Origin of the sequence: Luteibacter pinisoli (genome assembly GCF_006385595.1) — a bacterium.
GTDB lineage: Bacteria > Pseudomonadota > Gammaproteobacteria > Xanthomonadales > Rhodanobacteraceae > Luteibacter > Luteibacter pinisoli.
Genome location: NZ_CP041046.1, coordinates 1640100 through 1659977, shown reverse-complemented (window position 1 = coordinate 1659977; position 19878 = coordinate 1640100). Strand labels below are relative to the sequence as shown.

The following is a 19878-nucleotide window of genomic DNA, read 5'->3' as shown; positions in this document are numbered from 1 at the left end:
CATGACGCCAACGCTTGCCGACCGCATCGATGACCTGCTGCCGCAGACGCAATGCGAGCAATGCGGGTTCCATGGCTGCCGCCCGTATGCCGAGGCCATCGCCCTCGGCGAGGCGACGATCAACCGCTGCCCGCCGGGTGGCGCGCTGGGCATCGAGCGGCTGGCCGCCCTGCTCGACCAGCCGCTAATACCGCTGGACACCACGCACGGCATCGAAAAACCGCGCACGCTGGCGCGGGTGATCGAGGCGGATTGCATCGGCTGCACCAAATGCATCCAGGCCTGCCCGGTGGACGCGATCCTCGGCGCGGCGAAGGTGATGCATACGGTCGTGAGCGACCTGTGCACCGGCTGCGAGCTATGCGTGCCGGCCTGCCCGGTGGACTGCATCACGCTCGACCCGATGCCACTGGCCCAGGCCGACGACCGTGCCCATGCCGATGCCGCCCGCGCGCACTTCCAGCGCCGCGAGGCGCGCCTGGCCCGTGAGCGCGCCGTGCGCGAGCAGCAGCTGGCCGCGAGCAAGGTGGAGGTCGGCGTGCCCGCCGCACGCAATGCCGTGCTAGAGGCGCTGGCGCGCGCGAAGGCGAAGAAAAAGGACGCGCCGTGAAAAAGGCCAACATCGTCGAGATGTTCAGCCGGTTGCGGGAACTGAATCCGCACCCGAAAACCGAACTTGAATACACCACGCCGTTTGAGCTGCTCGCAGCGGTGGCGCTGTCGGCCCAGTCGACGGACGTGGGCGTGAACAAGGCGACGCGCCGGCTGTTTCCCGTCGCCAATACACCAAAGAAGATGCTGGCACTGGGGCTGGAAAAGCTGAAGAGCTACATCAGCACGATTGGCCTCTATAACAACAAGGCGAAGAACCTCATCGCCATGAGCCAGATCCTCGTCGACCAGTACGGCGGCGAGGTGCCTGAATCACGCGAAGCGCTGGAATCCCTGCCCGGGGTGGGCCGCAAGACGGCCAACGTCGTGCTCAACACCGCGTTCGGCCAGCCCACCATCGCGGTGGATACGCATATCTTCCGCGTCGCCAACCGCACGGGCCTGGCGCCGGGTGCGGACGTGCGCAAGGTGGAAGACAAGCTGGAGAAGGTGATCCCGAAGGAGTTCCTCCAGGACGCGCATCACTGGCTGATCCTGCATGGCCGTTACGTGTGCAAGGCGCGCAAGCCGGAATGCCCGACTTGCGCGATTGCCGATCTCTGCGCTTACAAGCAGAAGACCAAAGCCACCGACTAACCGGCTAAGCGGCCTGGCGGTTGCCTTCCACGCGGCGGCCGAGCTCGTGCCAGTCGACGACCAGTTCGCACCCTCGCTTCGACGCATTCCTGCTCCATTCGCGCAGCAGTTCCAGCGATGCCTGGTCCACGTGCTGCAGGCGATCCATGGCCACGTTCAAACGCGTATTCGGCGGCACAAGGGCGAGCGTACGCGCCATGGTCGGCACCTTCAGGAACGTTGCCGAACCCTCGAGGTGCAGCGTGGCGTGGCCGGGTTCGTCGTGGTGCTTGACGTCCATCGTCAGCTTCGACGACAGCAGGGCCAGGCGGAACAGCGACAGGCCGAAGCCGACGATCACACCCGTGAGCAGGTCGGTGGCGACGATGGCCACGGTGGTGGCGACATACACGGCCGCGGTGCCCTTGCCGTAAGCGGCCAGATCCTTGATCTGCTTCGGGTTCACCATCTTCACGCCGGTAAACACCAGGATGCCCGCGAGGCACGAGACCGGGGTCATGCGCATCAGCCACGGCAGCAGCATCACGAAGGCAAGCAGCCAGCCACCATGCAGGATGGTCGCCATGCGCGTGGCGGAGCCCGCCTGCACGTTGGCCGCGCTACGCACGATCACGCCCGTCATCGGCAGCGCGCCGAGGAAGCCGCAGATCATGTTGCCCACGCCCTGCGCCGTCAGCTCACGGTCGTAGTTGGTGCGGACGCCGTCGTGCATGCGATCCACCGCCGCCGCCGACAGCAGCGTTTCCGCACTGGCGATGAAGGCGAAAGTGGCCGCGGCGATCAGCAGGCTGCTGTCGAACAGGCCGAACAGGCTGCCCATGCTCGGCAGGCTCACCGCCGAGAACAGGTTGGCGGGCACATCCACGCGCTTGACGTCGAGCGCGCCGAGCTGCGCGGTGAGGGTCATCGCCACCACGGCCAGCAGGGCGCCCGGGACAAAGCGCAGCTTCGCCGGGCGAAGCTTCTCCCACCCGAGCATGATGGCGATGGTGCCCAGGCCGATCAGCAGCGCCGTCACGCCCTGCCCTTCACCCGCACCGGTCACCGCTTCAAACGCGGCCCCGGGAAGTGCAGCGAAGTTCTCCAGGCCGCGGGCCATGGGGATGGCATCCATCAGCACGTGCGACTGCGAGGCGACGATAAGGATGCCGATGCCCGACAGCATGCCCGCCACGACCGCCGGCGAGGTCATGCGGAACCACACGCCCACCTTGCACAGGCCGGCCACCACCTGGATCAGGCCAGCAAGCAGCACCACCGGCCCGAGGGCCAGCACGCCGTGCTCGCGCACCAGCTCGAAGACCAGCACGGCGAGGCCCGCCGCCGGCCCGCTGACCTGCAGCGGCGAGCCGGCGATGGCGCCCACGACGAGGCCACCCACGATGCCGGTGATCAGGCCTGCGCTGGGTGGCAGGCCTGATGCAATGGCGATACCCATGCATAACGGCAGTGCGACAAGAAAAACGACCACCGAGCCGAGGAGGTCGCGGCCAAACAGGCCCTGCGAGAAATAGTTACGCATGAGGAACTTCCTTTAAGCGGCCGAGGCCACCGCCAGCGGCGTCGAGAACCGGGCGTGCGGGGTGGCGTCGCGAACGTCGGCCGGGTCCGTCGCGAGCGGACGGAAACGGCCTTCCAGCGGATCGAAGGCGGTGATCTCCGTCTTCGCGATGTCGTAGATCCAGCCGTGGATACGCACGCTGCCGTTGGCCATGGCGGCGGCCACGGCAGGCAGGGTGCGCAGGTGCTCCAGCTGGCCCACGACGTTTTCTTCAGTGAGGTAACGCAGGCCTTCTTCGCCCAGGATGGTCGGGCGGTTTTCGGCCACGACATAGCGCGCGACATCGGCGTGTTTCAGCCACTGCTCCACCGAGGGTTTGCCCTTGAGCGCCGCCGGGTTCTGCAGTGCCTTCATGGCACCGCAGTCGGAATGGCCGCAGATGACGATGTGCTGCACCTTCAGCGCGGTGACGGCGTACTCGATGGCGGCGACGACGCCGCTGACATGCTGCGCATACGGCGGCACGATGTTGCCGACGTTGCGGTAGACGAACAGGTCGCCCGGCCGGGTGTTGAAGATCAGCTCCGGCATGATGCGCGAGTCGGCGCAGGTGATGAACATGGTGTGCGGCGTCTGGCCGGTAGCCAGGCGCAGGAAGTCTTCGCGCTGCTCGGCGGTCATTTCACGACGGAACTGGTCGAAGCCCTGGATAAGACGGTCCATGATGGTTTCTCTCTTCTCGGATAGGGGGATCGCGGGCGCACACGCCCGCTGCTGTGCCGTTGAAAGCACATGAATTCAGTGGGGAGGATCGGGAGGCGCAAGTCTGCGCGGGCGCACGGCGTGCGCCCGGAGCAACGGCGGGATCAGGCGATCGGAGGGCGCAGCTCGAAGCTGTGGTGGTGCGCGTGCGGCGCCAGCATCAACGCTGCCGGGCGGATGGCGCCGGTGCGGACGGGGGGAAGCGCATGATCGGGTGGGACATCGAACGTATCGTCGAGGCTGACAGTGTTGTCCTCGATCGAAGGCGTCGGGTCGATGTCGTCATTCCCGGTGTGGTCGTCCGCCGCAAGCGCGGCATGGACGATGTGCTCCTGCACCGTGTCGGCGTTGCCGCACGGTGCACAAGGCGTGGCCTGCGCAGGGACGCATGCGAGGAACAGCGCAAACAGCACGAGGGACGTGCAGGCGGCGCGGCGCATGAATCTGGCGAGGAAGTGGCCCATGCAGGCGAACCTAGCCAGCGCTTATGACAGTTGCAAGTGGCGCGGCGCAGCAGATTCAGGATTTCGCGTCGTCGGGCATGAAAAACGCTATGGGACAGTCACTTGCGAAGGATCCTCGCGCCAACGGCGAGCCGTTTCGTTCAGCATTTGGACGTCTTTATCCTGCTCGCCCTCGTGAGACGATTCGGAGCACGCGCAAAAAAAACGGCGGGCTTTCGCCCGCCGTTTGGTTCGTCCCTGAGTAGAACTCCGTTCCGATACCGCTTAGAAGCTCAGCATGCCCCAGACGCCCACTTCGTTCGTCTTGTAGCCGTAGGGAGCGATGCTCGGGCCGTCCAGCTTGTTGTGCTTGTAGACGAGCGCCAGCTTCAGGTTCTTCAGGACGTCGTAGGAGACGCCCGCGTTGTAGTACTTGTCCTTGATCTTTTCCTGGATGTCCGACAGGTTCGTGTACTTGTAGTCCACGTTGTCGTAACGAGCGAAGACCGCCCACTGGTCAACGAACTTCCAGTCAGCCCACAGCGAGTAGCCGTCAGCCTTGTCCTTCTTGGTGTTGTTGGCCGCGCCCGGGCCGGCCGTGCCGCCGATGTACTTCAGGATGTCGTCCCAGTTCTCGGTGTGGAAGTATTCCACGCCCGCGCCCCAGGTCTTGTCGCGCCACGCGATGAGCGCGTCGCCACGGGTCGCGGTGCGGGTGTCGGCGCCGGCCTCGACGTCGTTGCCGCGCTTGCCGCTGTAACCGCCGACGGCGACGACCATCTGCTCGATCGGCGAGTAGCCGAAGCGGCCTTCCGTATCCACCGACTTCGAGCGGCTCAGGTTGCGGTAGCCGCGACCGTTGACGACCGACAGCTGGTAGTTGACCGAGTTGTCACCGGTCGTCGCGCCCAGGGCGTGGATACCCCAGTCGGACGAGTTGCCGAAGGCGCCCACGCCGCCAGCCGTCGCGGTGCCGCCCGAGCGGCCACCTTCAAACGAACGGTCGGTGATGGTGTTCTCGACGTAGCGGTAGCCGTACCACTTCTCGACGAACGGGATCCACGGCATGTCGGCCGCACCGAAGCGCACGGTGAAGAGCGGATCGAACTTGCCCTGCACGTAGGCCTTCTTGACGAAGAGGCTGGTGGACGACAGCGACGACTGGTAGCTGAAGTCGGTGGTCAGGTTGGCCGACCAGGTGTCATCGAACTTGTGGTCGACGGTCAGGTAGAAGCGCTTGACGTCGAAGCCGGTGCCGTTGGTGGAACCGTGGCCGTCCTTCTTGGTGCTCGGACCGGTGACGCCCTTCTCCGTGTGATCCTGGTTGGTCACGTCGAAGAACATCGTGCCGCCGATCTTGGTGTTGTCGACGAGCTTGTTCAGGGCGTCGAGCTTCTTCGCCAGTTCGTCGGTCGGCTTGGCAGCGGCCACCTGCACGTCGTTAACGGTCTTGGCCGTTTCGATCTGTGCGTCGGCCTGGGCTTCCTGCTTGGCCTGGAGGTCGGCGACCTGGGCCTGCAGGGCAGCCAGCTGAGCCTGGAGCTGCTGAAGGGTGGCGGCGTCGACCGTGACGCGAGCCGGCTGCTGCTTGGTTGCAGCCATCGCCGAGAGGCTCGTCACGCCCAGACCGGCAGCGATGGCCACCGTGAGCAACTTGGAACGCATGGGATTTCTCCGCTAGGTATGGAATGTGTGTGTGGACCCCTGTGTCCCCGACTTGAGTAATTTCTGTCCGAAACTTCTCAATCCGGGTCCAACGGCGCGAAGGATGGGCGACGGGTTTTACGGTTCGATGGTTTTTTTGTGACAAGATGACTACACGAGCACATCCGCTTAACGTCTGGTGCCGCCCCGAGCCCGGACTGGTATCCTTTCCGGCATGGATACGACCAGTAACAGCACCGCTTCGAGCATGGCCGGGCGGTTCCGGGGCTTTCTCCCGGTCATCGTGGATGTCGAAACCGGCGGGTTCGACGCCGAGCGCGATGCCCTGCTGGAAATCGCCGTGGTCGTCATCCGGATGGACCCGTCGGGCCTGCTGGTGCCCGAGCCGGCCGTCGCAGCCAACGTCGAGCCGTTTCCCGGCGCCAACATCGACCCGCGCTCCCTGGAAGTGACCGGCATCGACCCGGACCACCCCTTTCGCGGTGCCCTGCCCGAGCGTCAGGCGCTGGACCATGTCTTTGGCGCCGTGCGCGATGCGGTGAAGGCCGCGGAGTGCCAGCGCGCCGTGCTGGTCGGCCATAACGCCGCCTTTGACCTGGCCTTCCTTAATGCGGCCGTGCGCCGGGTGGCGCACAAGCGCAACCCGTTCCACCCCTTCAGCTGCTTCGATACCGCCACCCTGGGCGGCCTCGCCTATGGGCAGACGGTGCTCAGCAAGGCAGTGATCGCGGCGGGGCTCAGCTTCGACAGCCGCGAAGCCCATTCGGCTATCTATGATGCGGAACGCACCGCGGAGCTTTTTTGCGAAATCGTGAACCGCTGGCGTCGACTGGAGCTCGCCGAGCGCGATGCCGTGACGCCGATCGCAGTTTGAGTGATTTCGTAAGCTTTTGAATATGACAGCAAATCGGTCCCTGTCATAAGCCTGAAACATTCGGCACATTTCATTGCAACACGGCGGGGCTGGAATACGGCCCCGGGCGGGCTACGCCTGACACTCATCTTCGAGGATTACTCCGTGTTCACACGCAAACTCCGCATCGCCGCCCTGGTGGCTGCTTCCCTGTTCGGCATGGGCGCCGCCCAGGCCACCGATATCACCGGTGCTGGCTCGAGCTTCGTCTACCCCGTCCTGTCGAAGTGGTCGGCGACGTACGCCGAAAGCACGGGTAACAAGCTGAACTACCAGTCGGTCGGTTCGGGCGCCGGTATCGCCCAGATCAAGGAAGGCACCATCGACTTCGGCGCCTCCGACGCCCCGATGAGCGGCGAAGACCTCACCAAGTTCGGCCTGGGCCAGTTCCCGGTCGTCGTTGGCGGCATCGTGCCGATCGTCAACCTGCAGGGTGTTGCCGCTGGCCAGCTGAAGCTGGACGGCAAGGTGCTCGCCGACATCTACCTGGGCAAGATCGCCCGCTGGAGCGATCCGGCCATCGCCGCCCTGAACCCGGGCGTGAAGATCCCCGACGTCAAGGTCACCGTCGTCCATCGTTCGGACGGTTCGGGCACCTCGTTCAACTTCACCAACTACCTCTCCAAGGTGAGCCCGGAGTGGGCATCCAAGGTGAAGTTCGGCACGGCCGTCGAGTGGCCGGCTGGCGTGGGCGGCAAGGGTAACGAAGGCGTCTCGCAGTACGTGCGCCAGATCCCGGGCTCGATCGGCTACGTCGAATACGCCTACGCCAAGAAGAACAGCATCGCCTACACCCAGCTGCAGAACGCGACGGGCGCCTACGTCCAGCCGACCGCCGAGACCTTCGCTGCCGCTGCCGCCACCGCTGACTGGAAGTCCGCCAAGGACTTCAACGTCATCATGACCAACGCCCCGGGCGCCAACGCGTGGCCGATCACCGCCACCACGTGGGTCATCATGTACAAGAAGGCCAAGAACGCCTCGCACACCAAGGTCGCCTTCGACTTCTTCAAGTGGTCGCTTGAGAAGGGCCAGAGCCAGGCCGCTTCGCTCGATTACGTGGCCCTGCCGGACACGCTGGTCAAGCAGATCGAAGCCTACTGGGGCTCCGACTTCAAGTAATCGGAAGCTACCGCCATCCGGCTGACACAGTAGCCGGCCAAGGTAGTGTGCAAAATCGGGTCGCCGCCCCGGCCGGGGCGGCGGCCCACCCGTTTGATCAGGCCCAGGGAAACCGCACCCACATGCATGCTTCCGCCAGCACCGCCGTTCCCAGCGCTGAACGCACCGCCGAAGCGGCGCGTAATGCGAAGGACACGCGCGACGACCGAATCTTTGGCTGGGTCCTGAAGGGCTGCGCCCTGATCGTCCTGCTCGCCCTGGTGGGCGCCGCGGGATCCACGCTCTGGCTGGGTTCGGACGCGTTCCGCACGTTCGGCTTCGGCTTCCTCACCAGCGCCACCTGGGACCCTTCGAACGACCAGTACGGTGCGCTCGTGCCGGTCATGGGTACCGTCGGCACCGCGTTCATCGCGCTGCTGTTTGCCGTGCCGGTCAGCTTCGGCATCGCCCTCTTCCTCACCGAGATCGCCCCGCAGTGGCTGCGCGGTCCGGTCAGCTCCGCCATCGAACTGCTCGCGGGCATCCCCTCGATCATCTACGGCATGTGGGGCCTCTTCATCTTCGCCCCGTTCGTCGCCGAGCACATCAAGCCGTGGCTGATGAACAACTTCAGCGCGGATCCGCCGGACGGCAAGGTGTCGTTCCTGGTCCAGCACGTGCCGGGCATCGGCAAGTTCTTCTCCAGCGAATACCCGTTCTTCGGCGCCGGCGTGTTCACCGCGGGCCTGGTGCTGGCGGTGATGATCATCCCGTTCATCTCCTCGGTGATGCGCGAAGTGTTCCAGACCGTCCCCACCCGCCTTAAGGAATCGGCCTACGCGCTGGGTTCCAGCACGTGGGAAGTCGTCTGGGACATCGTCGTGCCCTACACCCGCACGGCCGTGATCGGCGGCATCTTCCTCGGCCTGGGCCGCGCCCTGGGTGAGACGATGGCCGTGGCCTTCGTGCTGGGCAACACCTTCAAGTTCTCGCTGTCGTTCCTCGAAACCGGCAGCTCCATCGCCTCGACCATCGCCAACCAATTTGGCGAAGCGCAGGGCCTGCAGCGCTCCGCACTGATGGCGCTGGCCTTCCTGCTCTTCGTGGTGACCTTCATCGTGCTGCTGATCGCACGCCTCATGCTGCGCCGCCTGAAGACCCGGGAGGGCAAGTAATGTCTGCTTCGCTCTACACCAAGCGCCGGGTCAAGAATGTCCTGGCGATGTCCTTCAGCCTGCTCGCCACGGCGATCGGCCTGTTCTTCCTGGCCTGGATCCTCTGGGAAACCCTGAGCCAGGGCCTGGCCGGCCTGAAGCCGCAGCTGTTCACCAAGATCACCGCCTACCGCGAAGAAGGCGGCCTGGCCAATGCCATGGTCGGCAGCCTCATCCTCAACATCCTCGGCATCGTCATCGCCACCCCGATCGGCGTGGCCGCCGGCGCGTGGCTGGCCGAATACTCGATGCGCTCGAAGCTGGGTCCCACCATCCGCTTCCTCAACGACATCCTCCTGTCGGCGCCGTCGATCGTGCTGGGCCTGTTCGTCTACACCATCGTGGTGCTGCCGTCCAAGTACCTCAGCGGCGGCGACATCACCTTCTCGGGCCTCGCAGGCGGTATCGCGCTGGCGCTGATCGCCCTGCCCGTCATCGTCCGCACCACGGACGAAATGCTGCGCCTGGTGCCGGGCACCATCCGCGAAGCCGCCCTCTCCCTGGGCGTGCCGCAGTGGAAGCTCACGATGCAGATCCTGGTGCGCTCGGCGCGCTCGGGCATCATCACCGGCATCCTGCTGGCCCTGGCCCGCATCAGCGGCGAAACCGCCCCGCTGCTGTTCACGGCCTTCGGCAACAACTTCATGACGTTCAACCCCCTCGACAAGATGCCGAGCCTGCCGCAGGTCATCTACGAATACACCAAGGACCCCAGCCCGGATATCAACGTGCTGGCCTGGGCCGGTGCCTTCGTGCTGACCATGTTCGTGCTCGCACTCAGCCTCGTCGCCCGTTTCGTCTTCTCGCGCTCCAAGGTGTCCCATGACTAACATGAACCAAGTCGCTTCCCAGCCTGGCTTCGGCACGTCGCCGCAGCACGCAGGCGTGGACCTGGGCCAGGTGCCGCCGAAGATGACGGTGCGCGACCTGAACTTCTACTACGGCGATTTCCACGCGCTGAAGAGCATCGGCATGGACGTGCCGGAGAAGAAGGTGACGGCCATCATCGGCCCGTCCGGCTGCGGCAAGTCCACCCTGCTGCGCATCTTCAACCGCATCTATGCGATCTACCCGAGCCTGCGCGCGGAAGGCCAGATCGTCCTGGATGGCGAGAACATCCTCGATCCGAAGTACTCCATGAACCGCCTGCGCAGCAAGGTGGGCATGGTGTTCCAGAAGCCCGTGCCGTTCCCGATGACGATTTTCGAAAACGTCGCCTACGGCATCCGCCACCACGAGCGCCTTGGCCGCACGCAGATGGAAGAGCGCGTGGAACAGGCCCTGCGCGGCGCGGCCCTGTGGGACGAGGTGAAGGACAAGCTCAAGCAGAGCGCGCTCGGCCTCTCCGGCGGCCAGCAGCAGCGCCTGTGCATCGCGCGTGGCATCGCGCTGAAGCCAGAAGTGCTGCTGCTCGACGAGCCGACCTCGGCGCTGGATCCGATCGCCACCAGCCGCATCGAGCAGCTGGTGGAAGAGCTGAAGAAAGACTTTACGATTGTCATCGTTACCCACAACATGCAGCAGGCTGCGCGTTGCTCGGATATGACCGCCTTCATGTACATGGGCGAGCTGATCGAGTTCGATAAGACCGAGAAGATCTTCACGAAGCCGGACAAGAAGCAGACCGAAGATTACATCACCGGCCGTTTCGGCTAAGCCACCCCCTTTCCGAGGCACGCGATGAACACCCCGCACCAGCACATCATCAAAAGCTACGACGACGAGCTGAAGCGCCTGACCGGCGAAATCGTGAGGATGGGCGAGCTCGCCGTGACGCAGCTCGAAGCCGCGATCGACGTCGTGCAGCGCCGTGACGAGCGCGCCGCCCAGCGCATCGTCGACAACGACGACGCCCTCGACACGCTCGAGCATGACATCAGCCAGGACGTGGTCCGCCTGCTTGCCCTGCGCGCGCCGATCGCCGGCGACCTGCGCAACGTCTTTGCGGCCCTGCGCATCGCGGCCGACATCGAGCGCATCGGCGACTACGCCGCCAACGTGGCCAAGCGCTCCATCCCGCTGAGCCGCGTCGCGCCGATCCCCGTGGCCGGTGGCCTGGCCAACCTGGCCGAGCTCGCCGCCGAACAGCTGCGCAACGTGCTGATCGCCTACCGCGACCAGGACGCCGAGGCGGCCTACGAAGTGTGGAAGTCCGACGCGGACCTCGACGAAGCGTACACCGTGGTGTTCCGCGCCCTCCTCACCTACATGATGGAAGACCCGCGCAACATCACCCCGTGCACGCACCTGCTGTTCATGGCCAAGAACATCGAGCGCATCGGTGACCACGCCACGAACATCGCGGAAAACGTCTGGTTCGTCGTCCACGGCGAGCCGCTGGTGGCGCCGCGCACCAAGCGCGACGACACCGCCAGCCCGGACTTCAGCGTCAAGCAGCCGTAATCAACGACTCACCGCCGCCGGTCAGGCGGCGGTGAGCTTGAGGCCGATAATGCCGGCCACGATCAGTGCGACACACAGCAGCCGCAACGGCTGCGCCGATTCGCCAAACAGCACGATACCCAACGTCACCGCGCCCACGGCGCCAATGCCCGTCCACACGGCATAGGCGGTGCCCAGCGGCAGCTTCTTCGTGGCCAACGCCAGTAGCACGATGCTGATCACCATGGCGCCGGCGGTCAGCACGCTCGGCATCAGCCTGGTGAAGCCTTCGGTGTATTTCAGGCCAATGGCCCACGCGATCTCGAAAAGACCGGCAATAACGAGGATGCCCCAGTACATGGGTGTGGCTCCGCAAGTGCGGGGTCGTCCCCGCGGAGTCATGCGCCGGAAGGGGGTCGTCCCCCAACGGGAACCCGCATTGCGCGGGTTCGATGCGTAGTTTACCTGGCCAGCCTGACCCCCACGTAACCCCGACCGGCGGTCAGGGAACGATGGTGGCGGCTTTGCGGGCCCTGACGCCACGGACGATGCCGTAGACGCTGATCAGGAACCAGGCCATTTCCTGCAGGAAGGCCGGCAGGTTGAAGGTGCCGAAAATCAGCGACAGCAAAATGCCGAAGGCGCCCAGCAGGTTCATCACCTGGTACGGGTAGCCCTGCCCCGAGAGCTTGTGTGCCTGGAGCAGGAAGAACGCCACCAGCACCAGCGCGACGCCGACCAGGCCGCACCAGTCATGCCAGAGCAAACTCGTCATTTCACACCTCGCTGGCGCAGCACCTCGAACAGGACGATGCCGGTGGCCACGGAAACATTGAGGCTCTCCATCCGGCCCGGCATCGGGATCTTTGCCACGAAATCGCAGGTGTCGACGGTGAGGCGGCGCATGCCGTCGCCTTCACTGCCGAGGACCAGCGCGACCGGGCCCTTGAAGTCCACCTGGTAGATGGTCTTCTCGGTTTCCCCATCCAGCCCGGTGATCCACACGCCAGCGTCCTTCAGCGTGCGGAGGGCGCGGGCCAGGTTGGTCACCGCGACCATCGGCACGAGGTCCGCGCCGCCGGCCGAGGCACGGCGCACCGTGGGCGTGAGGCCCACGGCACGATCCTTGGGCACGACCACGGCGGTGACCTTTGCCGCCGCGGCGCTGCGCAGGCACGCGCCGAGGTTATGCGGGTCGGTCACGCCGTCGAGCACCAGCACCAGCGCATCGTGGCCGGCGGCCTCGATGAGGCCTTCCAGGTCGTTCTCGCCCAGCATGGGCGGGGTTTCATACCGCGCGACCACGCCCTGGTGGCGCGATTCGCCGCTGGTCTTCTCGAGCTGCTCCTTGCCCATGGTGCGCACCTGGATGCCGCGCTTGCGCGCCACGGCAATGATCTCGTTCAGGCGTGCGTTCTTCGAGTTCTGTTCAACCAGCAATTCACGGATACGCTCCGGGTCGTTGGCGAGGGCGCCTTCGACCGGATTGATACCAACGATCCACGTCTCAGTCATGACTTACGACTTGCTCCTGGGGTTGCGCGGCGCAGCTTTCTTGGCCGCGGCTTGCTTGGTGGGGGCCTGCTTCGCGGGCGCCTGTTTCGTCGGCGCCTGTTTCGCGGCGGCCTGCTTCACGGGTGCCCTCTTCGCCGGCGCGCTGGCCGCGGGCGCCTGCTTCGGCGTGGGCTGGCGCGGGCCGCCCCGCTTCGACGGTGCCTTCGGCGGCGGGGCCTGCTCGACCACGGGCTTGCGCGAGGCAGGACGCTTGTCGGCGGCCTTGCGTGCACCCGGCACGGGCGGCAGCGAAGGCAGCGCATGTTCCACGACCGGCGCCGGTGCTGCAACCGCCTTCTTCGACTTCTTGCCGGTGAGCGTGTCAGCCACCTTGCGCACGGCGCGGCCGAAGGCCTTGCCGACCTGGGCGACGGTGCCCACCGGCTTCACCGGCGGCAACGGGGCGGGCGGCAGCGGCGTCGGCTTCGGCAGGGACTGCAGGCGGGAGACGAGGCGGAAGTCGATCTTGCGGTCTTCCATGCTCGCGCGCAGCACCTGCACGCTCACGTAGTCACCCAGGCGATAGCTCGCGCCGGAGCGCTCGCCGGCGAGCAGGTGCCGTACCGGATCGAACTTGTAATAGTCGTTCGGCAGCTGCGAGACATGCACCAGGCCCGACACACGCGACGCGGCCAGTTCCACGAACAGGCCAAACGAAGTGACGCCGGTGATGGTGCCGGCGAACTCTTCGCCCACGTGCTTTTCCATCCACGCGCACTTGAAGCGCTCGTCGACATCGCGCTCGGCTTCCTCGGCACGGCGCTCGCGCTGCGAGCAGTGCACGCCCATGGCAGCCATCTGCGCCTCGGTGTACTCGTAATCGGCCGGCTTGCCCTTGGTCAGCGCATAGCGGATGGCACGATGGACGAGCAGGTCCGGATAACGACGGATCGGCGAGGTGAAGTGCGCATACGCGTCCAGCGCCAGGCCGAAGTGGCCGTCGTTGGACGGCAGGTACACCGCCATGCTCTGCGCACGCAGCAGCACGGACTGGATCAGCTCCGCTTCCGGACGGTCATGGACCTTCTTCAGCAGCGCGGAGAAATCGGCCGGGGTGACTTCATCGGCCGGCGGCAACTTCAGCTTGAACTCGCGCAGGAACTGCAGCAGGTCTTCGTACTTCTCGACCGGCGGCGGCGCATGCACGCGATACAGCGCCGGGATCTTGCGCTTGGAAAGGAACTTCGCGGCCTGCACGTTGGCGGCGATCATGCATTCTTCGATCAGCTTGTGCGCATCGTTGCGATCGCTGGCGCCCATGGACACCACGTCGCCCGACGGCGTGAGGCGGAACTTCACCTCCGGCGTTTCGAAATCGATGGCGCCGCGACGCTTGCGTGCCTTCGCCATGGCCTTGTACAGGCGGTGCAGGGTTTCCACCTGCGGCAGCACGTCGGCGATTTCCTGGCGGACATCGGCGTTGCGTTCGCCCACGGCCTGCCACACCTTGTTGTAGGTAAGGCGCGCGTGCGAATACATCACCGCTTCGTAGAACTTCGAATGGGTGACTTCGCCTTCGGCGTCCACTTCCATGTCGCAGACCATGCAGAGGCGGTCCACGCGGGGATTCAGCGAGCAGATGCCGTTCGAGAGCGTCTCCGGCAGCATCGGCACGACGAAGCCCGGGAAATAGGTGGACGTGCTGCGCTCATAGGCCTCGGCGTCGAGCACCGTACCCACCGGCACGTAATGCGAGACGTCGGCGATGGCGACGATGAGGCGGAAGCCACCGTTCTTGAGCTGTTCGGCGTAAACGGCATCGTCGAAGTCGCGCGCGTCTTCGCCATCGATCGTCACCAGCGGCAGGTCGCGGATGTCGACCTTGCCCTTGCGCTCGGCGGCGGTGACCTTCGGTTCCACTTCCTCGGCCTGGCGGATGACCTGCGGCGGCCATTCGTTGGGCAGGTCGTGGCTGGCGATGGCCATTTCGACCACGAGCGACGGCTGCAGGCGCGCACCCAGCACGGCACGGATGGTGCCCAGCGGGCCACGGTGCGGTGTCGGCGGCTCGGTGATCTCGACGACTACGATCTCGCCCGAATGGGCACCGGCATCGCGGCCGGCCGGGATCATGATGTTCTGGTGCAGGCGGCGATCGTCCGGCTCGACAAGCATCACGCCGTTTTCGACGACGACGCGGCCAACGAGGCGCGGCGAGCGACGCTCGAGCACTTCCACGATGGCGCCCTGGCGACGGCCGCGGCGATCGATGCCGACGACGCTGGCGAGCACGCGGTCACCGTGGAGGACGGTGCGCATCTGCGAGGGCGACAGGTACAGGTCTTCACCGCCCTCGTCCGGGCGCAGGAAGCCGTAGCCCTCGGCGTTGGCGATGACGCGGCCGGGGATCAGGCTGAGCTTCTGTGCGGGGGCATAGCCGTTACGGCGGTTACGCAGCAGCTGCCCGTCGCGGACCATCGCGCCAAGGCGCTTGTCGAGCGCGTTGATCTCGTAATCGGTGAAAAGGCGCAGGGCGCGGGCGATGTCTTCGGCGATCATCAGCTCGCCGCGCTCTTCCAGCAGGGCCAGGATGGCCTCGCGGCTGGGGATGGGGGTGTCGTAGCGCTGCGCTTCGCGCGCGGCATGGGGATCGGTTACCACGGCGCCCGGCTGGCGGTCGCGGTACTTGTCCAGCGCCTTTCCGGGGCGGCTGGCCTTGGGTTTACGAGGCCCTTGCGGGGCACCGGAACCTTTGTTTTTCTTCGTCACGTAGGGACCTTAAGAGGGGGAAGTGACATTTTCGTCCTTCCGTTTTGGAAAATCGTTGACAAGTGTATCTGACCTGCCTAATCTACGCGGCTCACGGGGCAGCAACTGCTGTTACCGAGACACCTGCCCAGGTGGCGGAATTGGTAGACGCACTAGTTTCAGGTACTAGCGGGTAAAACCGTGGAGGTTCGAGTCCTCTCTTGGGCACCAATTGTAGAACAAAGCCTCGCAGCGATGCGGGGCTTTGTTTTTTCTGGGGTTCGTATCGCATGAGCAGTCACCTTTCCCCGGAAGCCTCGGCCCTCCTCACCCAGGCCATCACGGCCCGCGCCGCGATGGACAAGGCCGCACGCGACACGACCACCGTGGCCGACGAACTGAGGCGTTACGCCAAGTTTTCCCGCCCCGGCCAGCCCTCGCCCCACATCGTGCAGCTTCGGCAAAGCCAGGCCACCGCGCGGATCGATTCCGCGCGGGCGAAGCAGTCGTTCCTGCGCGCGGCGCAGGGGTTCGTGCAGGCCGCCGGGTTGATAGTGCCGCCGAAGGTGTCACTGGAGGCGTTCGTGCTCGATTGGATCAAGCGGAACGTGGGCGACGCTTAGTCCTGTCGGCGCCAGCGCTTCGTCGCCCGACGCCACAGCGCCCACCACAGCAAGGCCAGCGGGAAGGCGATCACCAGGAACGGAAGCCCGCCGGCCAGGAGCCGCAGCGCATCGCCGATGCCTTCGGAGGCGCTGTCCAGCATGTCGTCACCGATCTCGCCGAAATCGCGGCGGCCGGCCCGGGCATGCGGGTCAGTGAAGCTGATACGAAGGTAGTTGGTGTCGAGGCGGTGCTGCTGGTCGGCTGAGGCGGTCATCAGCGTGCGGCGCTTTTCCGCGACCTCGGCCTGCTCGCGGCTGACGGTGATGAGGTCGGATACGCCGAGATCCTTGCGTGCAGCGATCTCATCAAGGCGCTTCGCATAGGCCTCGAGTTGATCGCGATCACGCTGCGTGTCGTGGACGGCCTGGCTGATGTCCTCGGCGCTGGTGCGGCGCGATGACACCTTGCCACCTCGTGAAGCGATGCCGGTGAGCGGCTCGACACCTTCGGGCACGACGCGGACCGCAACCGAACCGCCGGAACTGCCCTGCTCCACCGTGAGGACGTTGCAGGCGCCGTAGGTGCCCTTGGTGCAGGCCTGCTGGATGGCGGCGATGCGCGGCGCGATGTCCGCCAGCGGAAGGTCGACATCCATCTGATGCGAGTAGGCGAGCATCGCATCCGCCTTCGCCTTCTGGCCGGCGAGCGGCGCGGGTGGCCCGACGACTTCCTTCTTCGAACACCCTGCTGCGCCAAAGGCCAGCGCTACGGCCAAGATCATCCAGCGTGTCATTCCCTGATCCCCTGTGAGATGGCGCGAACGATGCCACGATTTCCTGCGAGTTGTCACCGCGCAAGCTTTCTCATGTCGCCGTTCTCCAGATAAACGGTGCCGCTATCATCCCGCCCTTTGACGAACTCGGCGACAAAGGCCCGGCCGATGTCGTCCTGCTCGATGACACCAAAGCGGCCCGGGACGAGCCGACCAAGCGCCGCGACGTAGCCCGGCGTGTGCGCATTGCCCGCGATGATGCCGGGACGAAAGACCGCAAGTCGCTGGAAGCCGATCGCGTCCACGGCTTCTTCCTTCATGCCCATGACCCGCACATAGCGGAAGCGGCTTTTCGACGTGCTCCCCACGGCGGAGAGCAGTGCGAAGTGGGTGATACCCGCCACATGGCAGCCGTGGGCGAAGCCGCCCACCACGCCCACTTCAAGCGCCAGGAGCTCGGCTTCGCTCCACTTCATGCTCCCGGAACCCACGCCCACGCAGGACGCCGCGTAGACGGGGTCCCCCTGGGCGACGAGGCTCTCGGCGAGCCGGGCCACGTCGTCAGGGAAGCGGGCGGATGCCGTATCCATGACGACCTGGCGCACCCGCGGGTCAGCGAGCTGGGGCGCCTCCCGCCGGTTCACCATGACCACTTCACGGCACGCAGGCTCGGCCACGAGGGCGCGGATCACCGCGGCACCCACCTGGCCGGTACCGCCGATGATCAGGACACGAAACGGCATGTCGCACCTCGCTTTCCTTGGAGTGCCCTGCATCCTACCGGCACGCCGGCATCGGCACGAGTTCCGAATGGCTCGTGCCGATGCCGGGTAACGCTGGCTAGCCTTCCTCGCCAAGGCCGACGCGCAGGACGATGGGTGTCCAGCGCTGGCTGGCACTCGTCGCGCCGTAGATGCCTGCCCATCCCGCGGGGATCGTGCCAGCCTGGGTTCGGAACGGCGCCGGCTGGAGCTCGCCCTCTAAGGGTGCACGGGGGTAGCCCGCCCACGGCTTCAGCAACGGGTTATGCGGATTCTCGGGGATGTCGTCGAACTGGCCAGGCTCCACCACCACCTTGAGTTCGCCGTCCTCCACGTAGAGGCGATGGCGGCTCTCGCCCTCCTCACTGTGGATGCGATCCGCGCGCCATTGCCATCCGTGGGCCGTGCGGAACGAGCACGCGCTGACGCCGACGCGACGCTTCCCGATATCCGCTTCAAGGCAGTCACCCGTGGAACGATTGACGTAGTTCCGCTCGGGCGTGAGGCCCCACATCTGTGCGCGGTCGCGCGGATCGCACGTGGCCATGACGGCATCGCTGCCGCGCTGGGCGATGCATTGGCCGCCGTCTGCCGAAGAGCGCAGGAGCACCGTGATCTCGCGCGTGAGATAAGGGCTGGACAGGTCCAGATCGAACGACGCCTCGGCGGTGACGCGGCGTTCGTCCGGGCCACTGGAGACCCACTCCGGGCCATTCCACCACCACTTGTGCTCCTGGAGGGTGTAGCCGCCCGTCACGGTGACCCGCGCCGTGGCTTCGCTCGCACCGTTAACCTCCCACACCGACCACGCCGGCATATGTGCCGTGCGCATCATCGGCGTCATCCGCTTTTCGGTCAGGTCCACCGAGTCGGCGCGCACGCCATCGATCAGGACATTCGTCAGTCGCGGACTGATCGGGGCTTCCCACATCATCCGGCGCCCGCCGTTCACGGTGCGCGCTGCGAGCGAGTAATCCTGGAACGCATACGACAGCGACTGGCTCTCCTTGTGCGTGTATCCGAACGTGGCATTGAACGGGATCTTTGCTGCAAGGCTTACGTTTGCCTGACCATCCTCCGACGCCCCATTCCCCAGGTTCACACCGACACTAATCTCAGTCTCGTCGGTCTTCGTGTACTGGATGGAGGTGCGTCCGTCGCTCACCGGGAACCATTTCTGAACCGTCGTCGCCTCGCCAGGAACGTTCACCTCATGGGCTACCTCATAGCGCACCGGGAGGTAGGCCGCGGAGATGTTGCGCTGTTTGGCATGGCCCAGGTCGATACCTGCCTGCGCGGGCGTGATGTCAAACCAGCTCACCACATGGATTTCCTTGTCGTCGTCAACGCGCGAAGCGCTGCGAAACACCGAAATCGTGGCACGGCCGGTGATCTCCTCGCTACCCGTATCGAAGACGCCTTCGTGGAACCGCTGCATGGGCAACAGCTGGACGTTAGCGCCCGTCTCAGGGCTGTCGTCTTCTTCCACCGCGGATTGCTGCGCCTGGAAACTTGCCAATGCGCCGGCCAGACGCGGCGTCCAGCTCGGCGACCAGCGCGAAGACGGCTCGCCTGGATGGATCACCGAGATAGCACCATCCCCGCCGCGCTGGAAAATGGCATCGCCAAGGCGTGGCGTGATGCCAAAGAAGCGCGCTACCGCGGTGCGGTCGTCGGTATCCATATGGACGAGAATGGGTACGCCTGCGTCAAATTGCGCCGCCAGCCGTGCGTGCGCCTCACCGGGTTGGTTGAGCTGGCTGGCGTTCGTCTCAATCATGCCGCCGACATCTGACGCTACGGCGGAAGGTGCGTGCGCGATGAGGGCCATGGCGATGGCTGCTGTCAGGGAATGCAGCGAGTGTGTGACGGACTTCATTACGTCTCCTTGTTGTGGTGAGCCCGCCATCACCGTAGAGCGCCGGAAGACGAAAATCGTGAGATGGTTCTCACGCCGCGCGCGCACGTCGCGGCTGGTTAGCGACGGTAAGCCGACGATCTCCGATGCTGGCCGTCGTTGTCGCTCACGTGCCGATTATTAGTAGGGTTTCTCGCACACAACTTTAGGCATGAGCCGACACGCTCAACGGATGTCGGCTGAAGCTTACAGATCACAGTGGGCTCCGCCGTCTGCGCTGCCGACGGCGCGGGTGTCAGAGTGGTACCTGTCGAAACCATCGACGACAGCACCGGCCCGATCGGCCACCACCCACACCATGACCTATTCCGCACTCGCTTCGTCGTCACTTGCCCGGGCTTCCGAGCCCT

Annotated in this window: 20 protein-coding genes and 1 tRNA gene; 10 read left to right on the top strand and 11 right to left on the bottom strand. The window is 65.4% G+C overall.

Annotated elements, in window-relative coordinates:
• The first annotated feature begins 1 nt into the window (after window position 1).
• Together FIV34_RS07655 and nth are read left to right on the top strand one after the other, a co-directional pair.
• Window positions 2-610, top strand: coding sequence for an RnfABCDGE type electron transport complex subunit B (locus FIV34_RS07655; RefSeq protein ID WP_139981233.1), 609 nt, complete (start codon window positions 2-4; stop codon window positions 608-610).
• A 20-nt stretch (window positions 611-630) separates the two neighbouring features.
• The gene (gene nth, locus FIV34_RS07650; protein WP_139985777.1) at window positions 631-1248 is read left to right on the top strand and encodes an endonuclease III; all 618 of its coding nucleotides are present in this window, start codon (window positions 631-633) and stop codon (window positions 1246-1248) included.
• A 4-nt stretch (window positions 1249-1252) separates the two neighbouring features.
• Here the strand turns inward: nth and FIV34_RS07645 are convergent, their stop codons facing one another.
• The 4 genes from FIV34_RS07645 to FIV34_RS07630 all read right to left on the bottom strand — a co-directional run bounded on the left by FIV34_RS07645 (window position 1253) and on the right by FIV34_RS07630 (window position 5619).
• The gene (locus FIV34_RS07645) at window positions 1253-2770 is read right to left on the bottom strand and encodes a SulP family inorganic anion transporter (protein WP_139981231.1); all 1518 of its coding nucleotides are present in this window, start codon (window positions 2768-2770) and stop codon (window positions 1253-1255) included.
• Window positions 2771-2782: 12 nt separating this feature from the next.
• Window positions 2783-3472 (bottom strand): carbonic anhydrase, encoded by a 690-nt coding sequence (locus tag FIV34_RS07640; RefSeq protein WP_139981229.1) that lies wholly within the window; start codon window positions 3470-3472, stop codon window positions 2783-2785.
• Window positions 3473-3615: 143 nt separating this feature from the next.
• Window positions 3616-3975, bottom strand: a complete 360-nt coding sequence (locus FIV34_RS07635; protein WP_139981227.1) for a hypothetical protein — start codon at window positions 3973-3975, stop codon at window positions 3616-3618.
• A gap of 264 nt (window positions 3976-4239) precedes the next feature.
• On the bottom strand, window positions 4240-5619 hold the full coding sequence (locus tag FIV34_RS07630) for a TonB-dependent receptor (protein ID WP_139981225.1): 1380 nt from the start codon (window positions 5617-5619) through the stop codon (window positions 4240-4242).
• A 214-nt stretch (window positions 5620-5833) separates the two neighbouring features.
• Here FIV34_RS07630 and rnt point away from each other — a divergent pair, with 214 nt between their 5' ends.
• The 6 genes from rnt to phoU all read left to right on the top strand — a co-directional run bounded on the left by rnt (window position 5834) and on the right by phoU (window position 11250).
• Window positions 5834-6493, top strand: coding sequence for a ribonuclease T (rnt, locus tag FIV34_RS07625; RefSeq protein ID WP_139981223.1), 660 nt, complete (start codon window positions 5834-5836; stop codon window positions 6491-6493).
• 198 nt (window positions 6494-6691) lie between these two features.
• Window positions 6692-7654, top strand: a complete 963-nt coding sequence (pstS, locus tag FIV34_RS07620) for a phosphate ABC transporter substrate-binding protein PstS (protein ID WP_246058816.1) — start codon at window positions 6692-6694, stop codon at window positions 7652-7654.
• A 122-nt stretch (window positions 7655-7776) separates the two neighbouring features.
• Window positions 7777-8808 (top strand): phosphate ABC transporter permease subunit PstC, encoded by a 1032-nt coding sequence (pstC, locus tag FIV34_RS07615; protein ID WP_139981219.1) that lies wholly within the window; start codon window positions 7777-7779, stop codon window positions 8806-8808.
• Window positions 8808-9677, top strand: coding sequence for a phosphate ABC transporter permease PstA (gene pstA / locus FIV34_RS07610; RefSeq protein WP_139981217.1), 870 nt, complete (start codon window positions 8808-8810; stop codon window positions 9675-9677). The genes pstC and pstA overlap by 1 nt, the downstream gene beginning before the upstream one ends.
• An 82-nt stretch (window positions 9678-9759) precedes the next feature.
• Window positions 9760-10503, top strand: a complete 744-nt coding sequence (gene pstB, locus FIV34_RS07605; protein WP_246058815.1) for a phosphate ABC transporter ATP-binding protein PstB — start codon at window positions 9760-9762, stop codon at window positions 10501-10503.
• A gap of 24 nt (window positions 10504-10527) precedes the next feature.
• Window positions 10528-11250 (top strand): phosphate signaling complex protein PhoU, encoded by a 723-nt coding sequence (phoU, locus tag FIV34_RS07600; RefSeq protein ID WP_139981214.1) that lies wholly within the window; start codon window positions 10528-10530, stop codon window positions 11248-11250.
• 21 nt (window positions 11251-11271) lie between these two features.
• On the opposite strand, the gene sugE is transcribed toward phoU, so the two are convergent.
• The 4 genes from sugE to rnr form a co-directional block, all read right to left on the bottom strand.
• Window positions 11272-11589, bottom strand: a complete 318-nt coding sequence (gene sugE / locus FIV34_RS07595; protein WP_139981212.1) for a quaternary ammonium compound efflux SMR transporter SugE — start codon at window positions 11587-11589, stop codon at window positions 11272-11274.
• Window positions 11590-11731: 142 nt separating this feature from the next.
• Complete coding sequence (locus FIV34_RS07590) at window positions 11732-12004, bottom strand: CBU_0592 family membrane protein (RefSeq protein WP_139981210.1); 273 nt, start codon at window positions 12002-12004, stop codon at window positions 11732-11734.
• Window positions 12001-12744: a 23S rRNA (guanosine(2251)-2'-O)-methyltransferase RlmB gene (gene rlmB, locus FIV34_RS07585; protein ID WP_139981207.1), complete on the bottom strand. Its 744-nt coding sequence runs from the start codon at window positions 12742-12744 to the stop codon at window positions 12001-12003. The genes FIV34_RS07590 and rlmB overlap by 4 nt, the downstream gene beginning before the upstream one ends.
• A 3-nt stretch (window positions 12745-12747) precedes the next feature.
• Window positions 12748-15492 (bottom strand): ribonuclease R, encoded by a 2745-nt coding sequence (rnr, locus tag FIV34_RS07580; protein WP_139981205.1) that lies wholly within the window; start codon window positions 15490-15492, stop codon window positions 12748-12750.
• Window positions 15493-15617: 125 nt separating this feature from the next.
• Here rnr and FIV34_RS07575 point away from each other — a divergent pair.
• Window positions 15618-15702: transfer RNA gene (locus tag FIV34_RS07575), tRNA-Leu, on the top strand.
• Between the two features lie 59 nt (window positions 15703-15761).
• Window positions 15762-16094 carry a hypothetical protein gene (locus tag FIV34_RS07570; protein WP_139981203.1) on the top strand — a complete coding sequence of 111 codons (333 nt, stop codon included), beginning with the start codon at window positions 15762-15764 and terminating at the stop codon, window positions 16092-16094.
• On the opposite strand, the gene FIV34_RS07565 is transcribed toward FIV34_RS07570, so the two are convergent.
• From FIV34_RS07565 to FIV34_RS07555, 3 genes are all read right to left on the bottom strand, one after another.
• Window positions 16091-16858 carry a DUF4349 domain-containing protein gene (locus FIV34_RS07565; protein ID WP_139981201.1) on the bottom strand — a complete coding sequence of 256 codons (768 nt, stop codon included), beginning with the start codon at window positions 16856-16858 and terminating at the stop codon, window positions 16091-16093. The genes FIV34_RS07570 and FIV34_RS07565 overlap by 4 nt on opposite strands.
• 65 nt (window positions 16859-16923) lie before the next feature.
• Window positions 16924-17592, bottom strand: a complete 669-nt coding sequence (locus tag FIV34_RS07560; RefSeq protein WP_139981199.1) for a Rossmann-fold NAD(P)-binding domain-containing protein — start codon at window positions 17590-17592, stop codon at window positions 16924-16926.
• 97 nt (window positions 17593-17689) lie between these two features.
• A complete protein-coding gene (locus FIV34_RS07555; protein ID WP_139981197.1) occupies window positions 17690-19489 on the bottom strand; it encodes an RICIN domain-containing protein in 1800 nt (599 codons plus the stop codon).
• Between the last annotated feature and the right edge of the window lie 389 nt (window positions 19490-19878).

What these genes read in the sequence shown, in the direction of transcription:
- FIV34_RS07655 (WP_139981233.1), top strand. Translation starts at nt 2, where the DNA reads ATGACGCCAACGCTTGCCGACCGCATCGATGACCTGCTGCCGCAGACG.
- nth (WP_139985777.1), top strand. Translation starts at nt 631, where the DNA reads ATGTTCAGCCGGTTGCGGGAACTGAATCCGCACCCGAAAACCGAACTT.
- FIV34_RS07645 (WP_139981231.1), bottom strand. Translation starts at nt 2,770, where the DNA reads ATGCGTAACTATTTCTCGCAGGGCCTGTTTGGCCGCGACCTCCTCGGC.
- FIV34_RS07640 (WP_139981229.1), bottom strand. Translation starts at nt 3,472, where the DNA reads ATGGACCGTCTTATCCAGGGCTTCGACCAGTTCCGTCGTGAAATGACC.
- FIV34_RS07635 (WP_139981227.1), bottom strand. Translation starts at nt 3,975, where the DNA reads ATGGGCCACTTCCTCGCCAGATTCATGCGCCGCGCCGCCTGCACGTCC.
- FIV34_RS07630 (WP_139981225.1), bottom strand. Translation starts at nt 5,619, where the DNA reads ATGCGTTCCAAGTTGCTCACGGTGGCCATCGCTGCCGGTCTGGGCGTG.
- rnt (WP_139981223.1), top strand. Translation starts at nt 5,834, where the DNA reads ATGGATACGACCAGTAACAGCACCGCTTCGAGCATGGCCGGGCGGTTC.
- pstS (WP_246058816.1), top strand. Translation starts at nt 6,692, where the DNA reads ATGGGCGCCGCCCAGGCCACCGATATCACCGGTGCTGGCTCGAGCTTC.
- pstC (WP_139981219.1), top strand. Translation starts at nt 7,777, where the DNA reads ATGCATGCTTCCGCCAGCACCGCCGTTCCCAGCGCTGAACGCACCGCC.
- pstA (WP_139981217.1), top strand. Translation starts at nt 8,808, where the DNA reads ATGTCTGCTTCGCTCTACACCAAGCGCCGGGTCAAGAATGTCCTGGCG.
- pstB (WP_246058815.1), top strand. Translation starts at nt 9,760, where the DNA reads ATGACGGTGCGCGACCTGAACTTCTACTACGGCGATTTCCACGCGCTG.
- phoU (WP_139981214.1), top strand. Translation starts at nt 10,528, where the DNA reads ATGAACACCCCGCACCAGCACATCATCAAAAGCTACGACGACGAGCTG.
- sugE (WP_139981212.1), bottom strand. Translation starts at nt 11,589, where the DNA reads ATGTACTGGGGCATCCTCGTTATTGCCGGTCTTTTCGAGATCGCGTGG.
- FIV34_RS07590 (WP_139981210.1), bottom strand. Translation starts at nt 12,004, where the DNA reads ATGACGAGTTTGCTCTGGCATGACTGGTGCGGCCTGGTCGGCGTCGCG.
- rlmB (WP_139981207.1), bottom strand. Translation starts at nt 12,744, where the DNA reads ATGACTGAGACGTGGATCGTTGGTATCAATCCGGTCGAAGGCGCCCTC.
- FIV34_RS07570 (WP_139981203.1), top strand. Translation starts at nt 15,762, where the DNA reads ATGAGCAGTCACCTTTCCCCGGAAGCCTCGGCCCTCCTCACCCAGGCC.
- FIV34_RS07565 (WP_139981201.1), bottom strand. Translation starts at nt 16,858, where the DNA reads ATGATCTTGGCCGTAGCGCTGGCCTTTGGCGCAGCAGGGTGTTCGAAG.
- FIV34_RS07560 (WP_139981199.1), bottom strand. Translation starts at nt 17,592, where the DNA reads ATGCCGTTTCGTGTCCTGATCATCGGCGGTACCGGCCAGGTGGGTGCC.
- FIV34_RS07555 (WP_139981197.1), bottom strand. Translation starts at nt 19,489, where the DNA reads ATGAAGTCCGTCACACACTCGCTGCATTCCCTGACAGCAGCCATCGCC.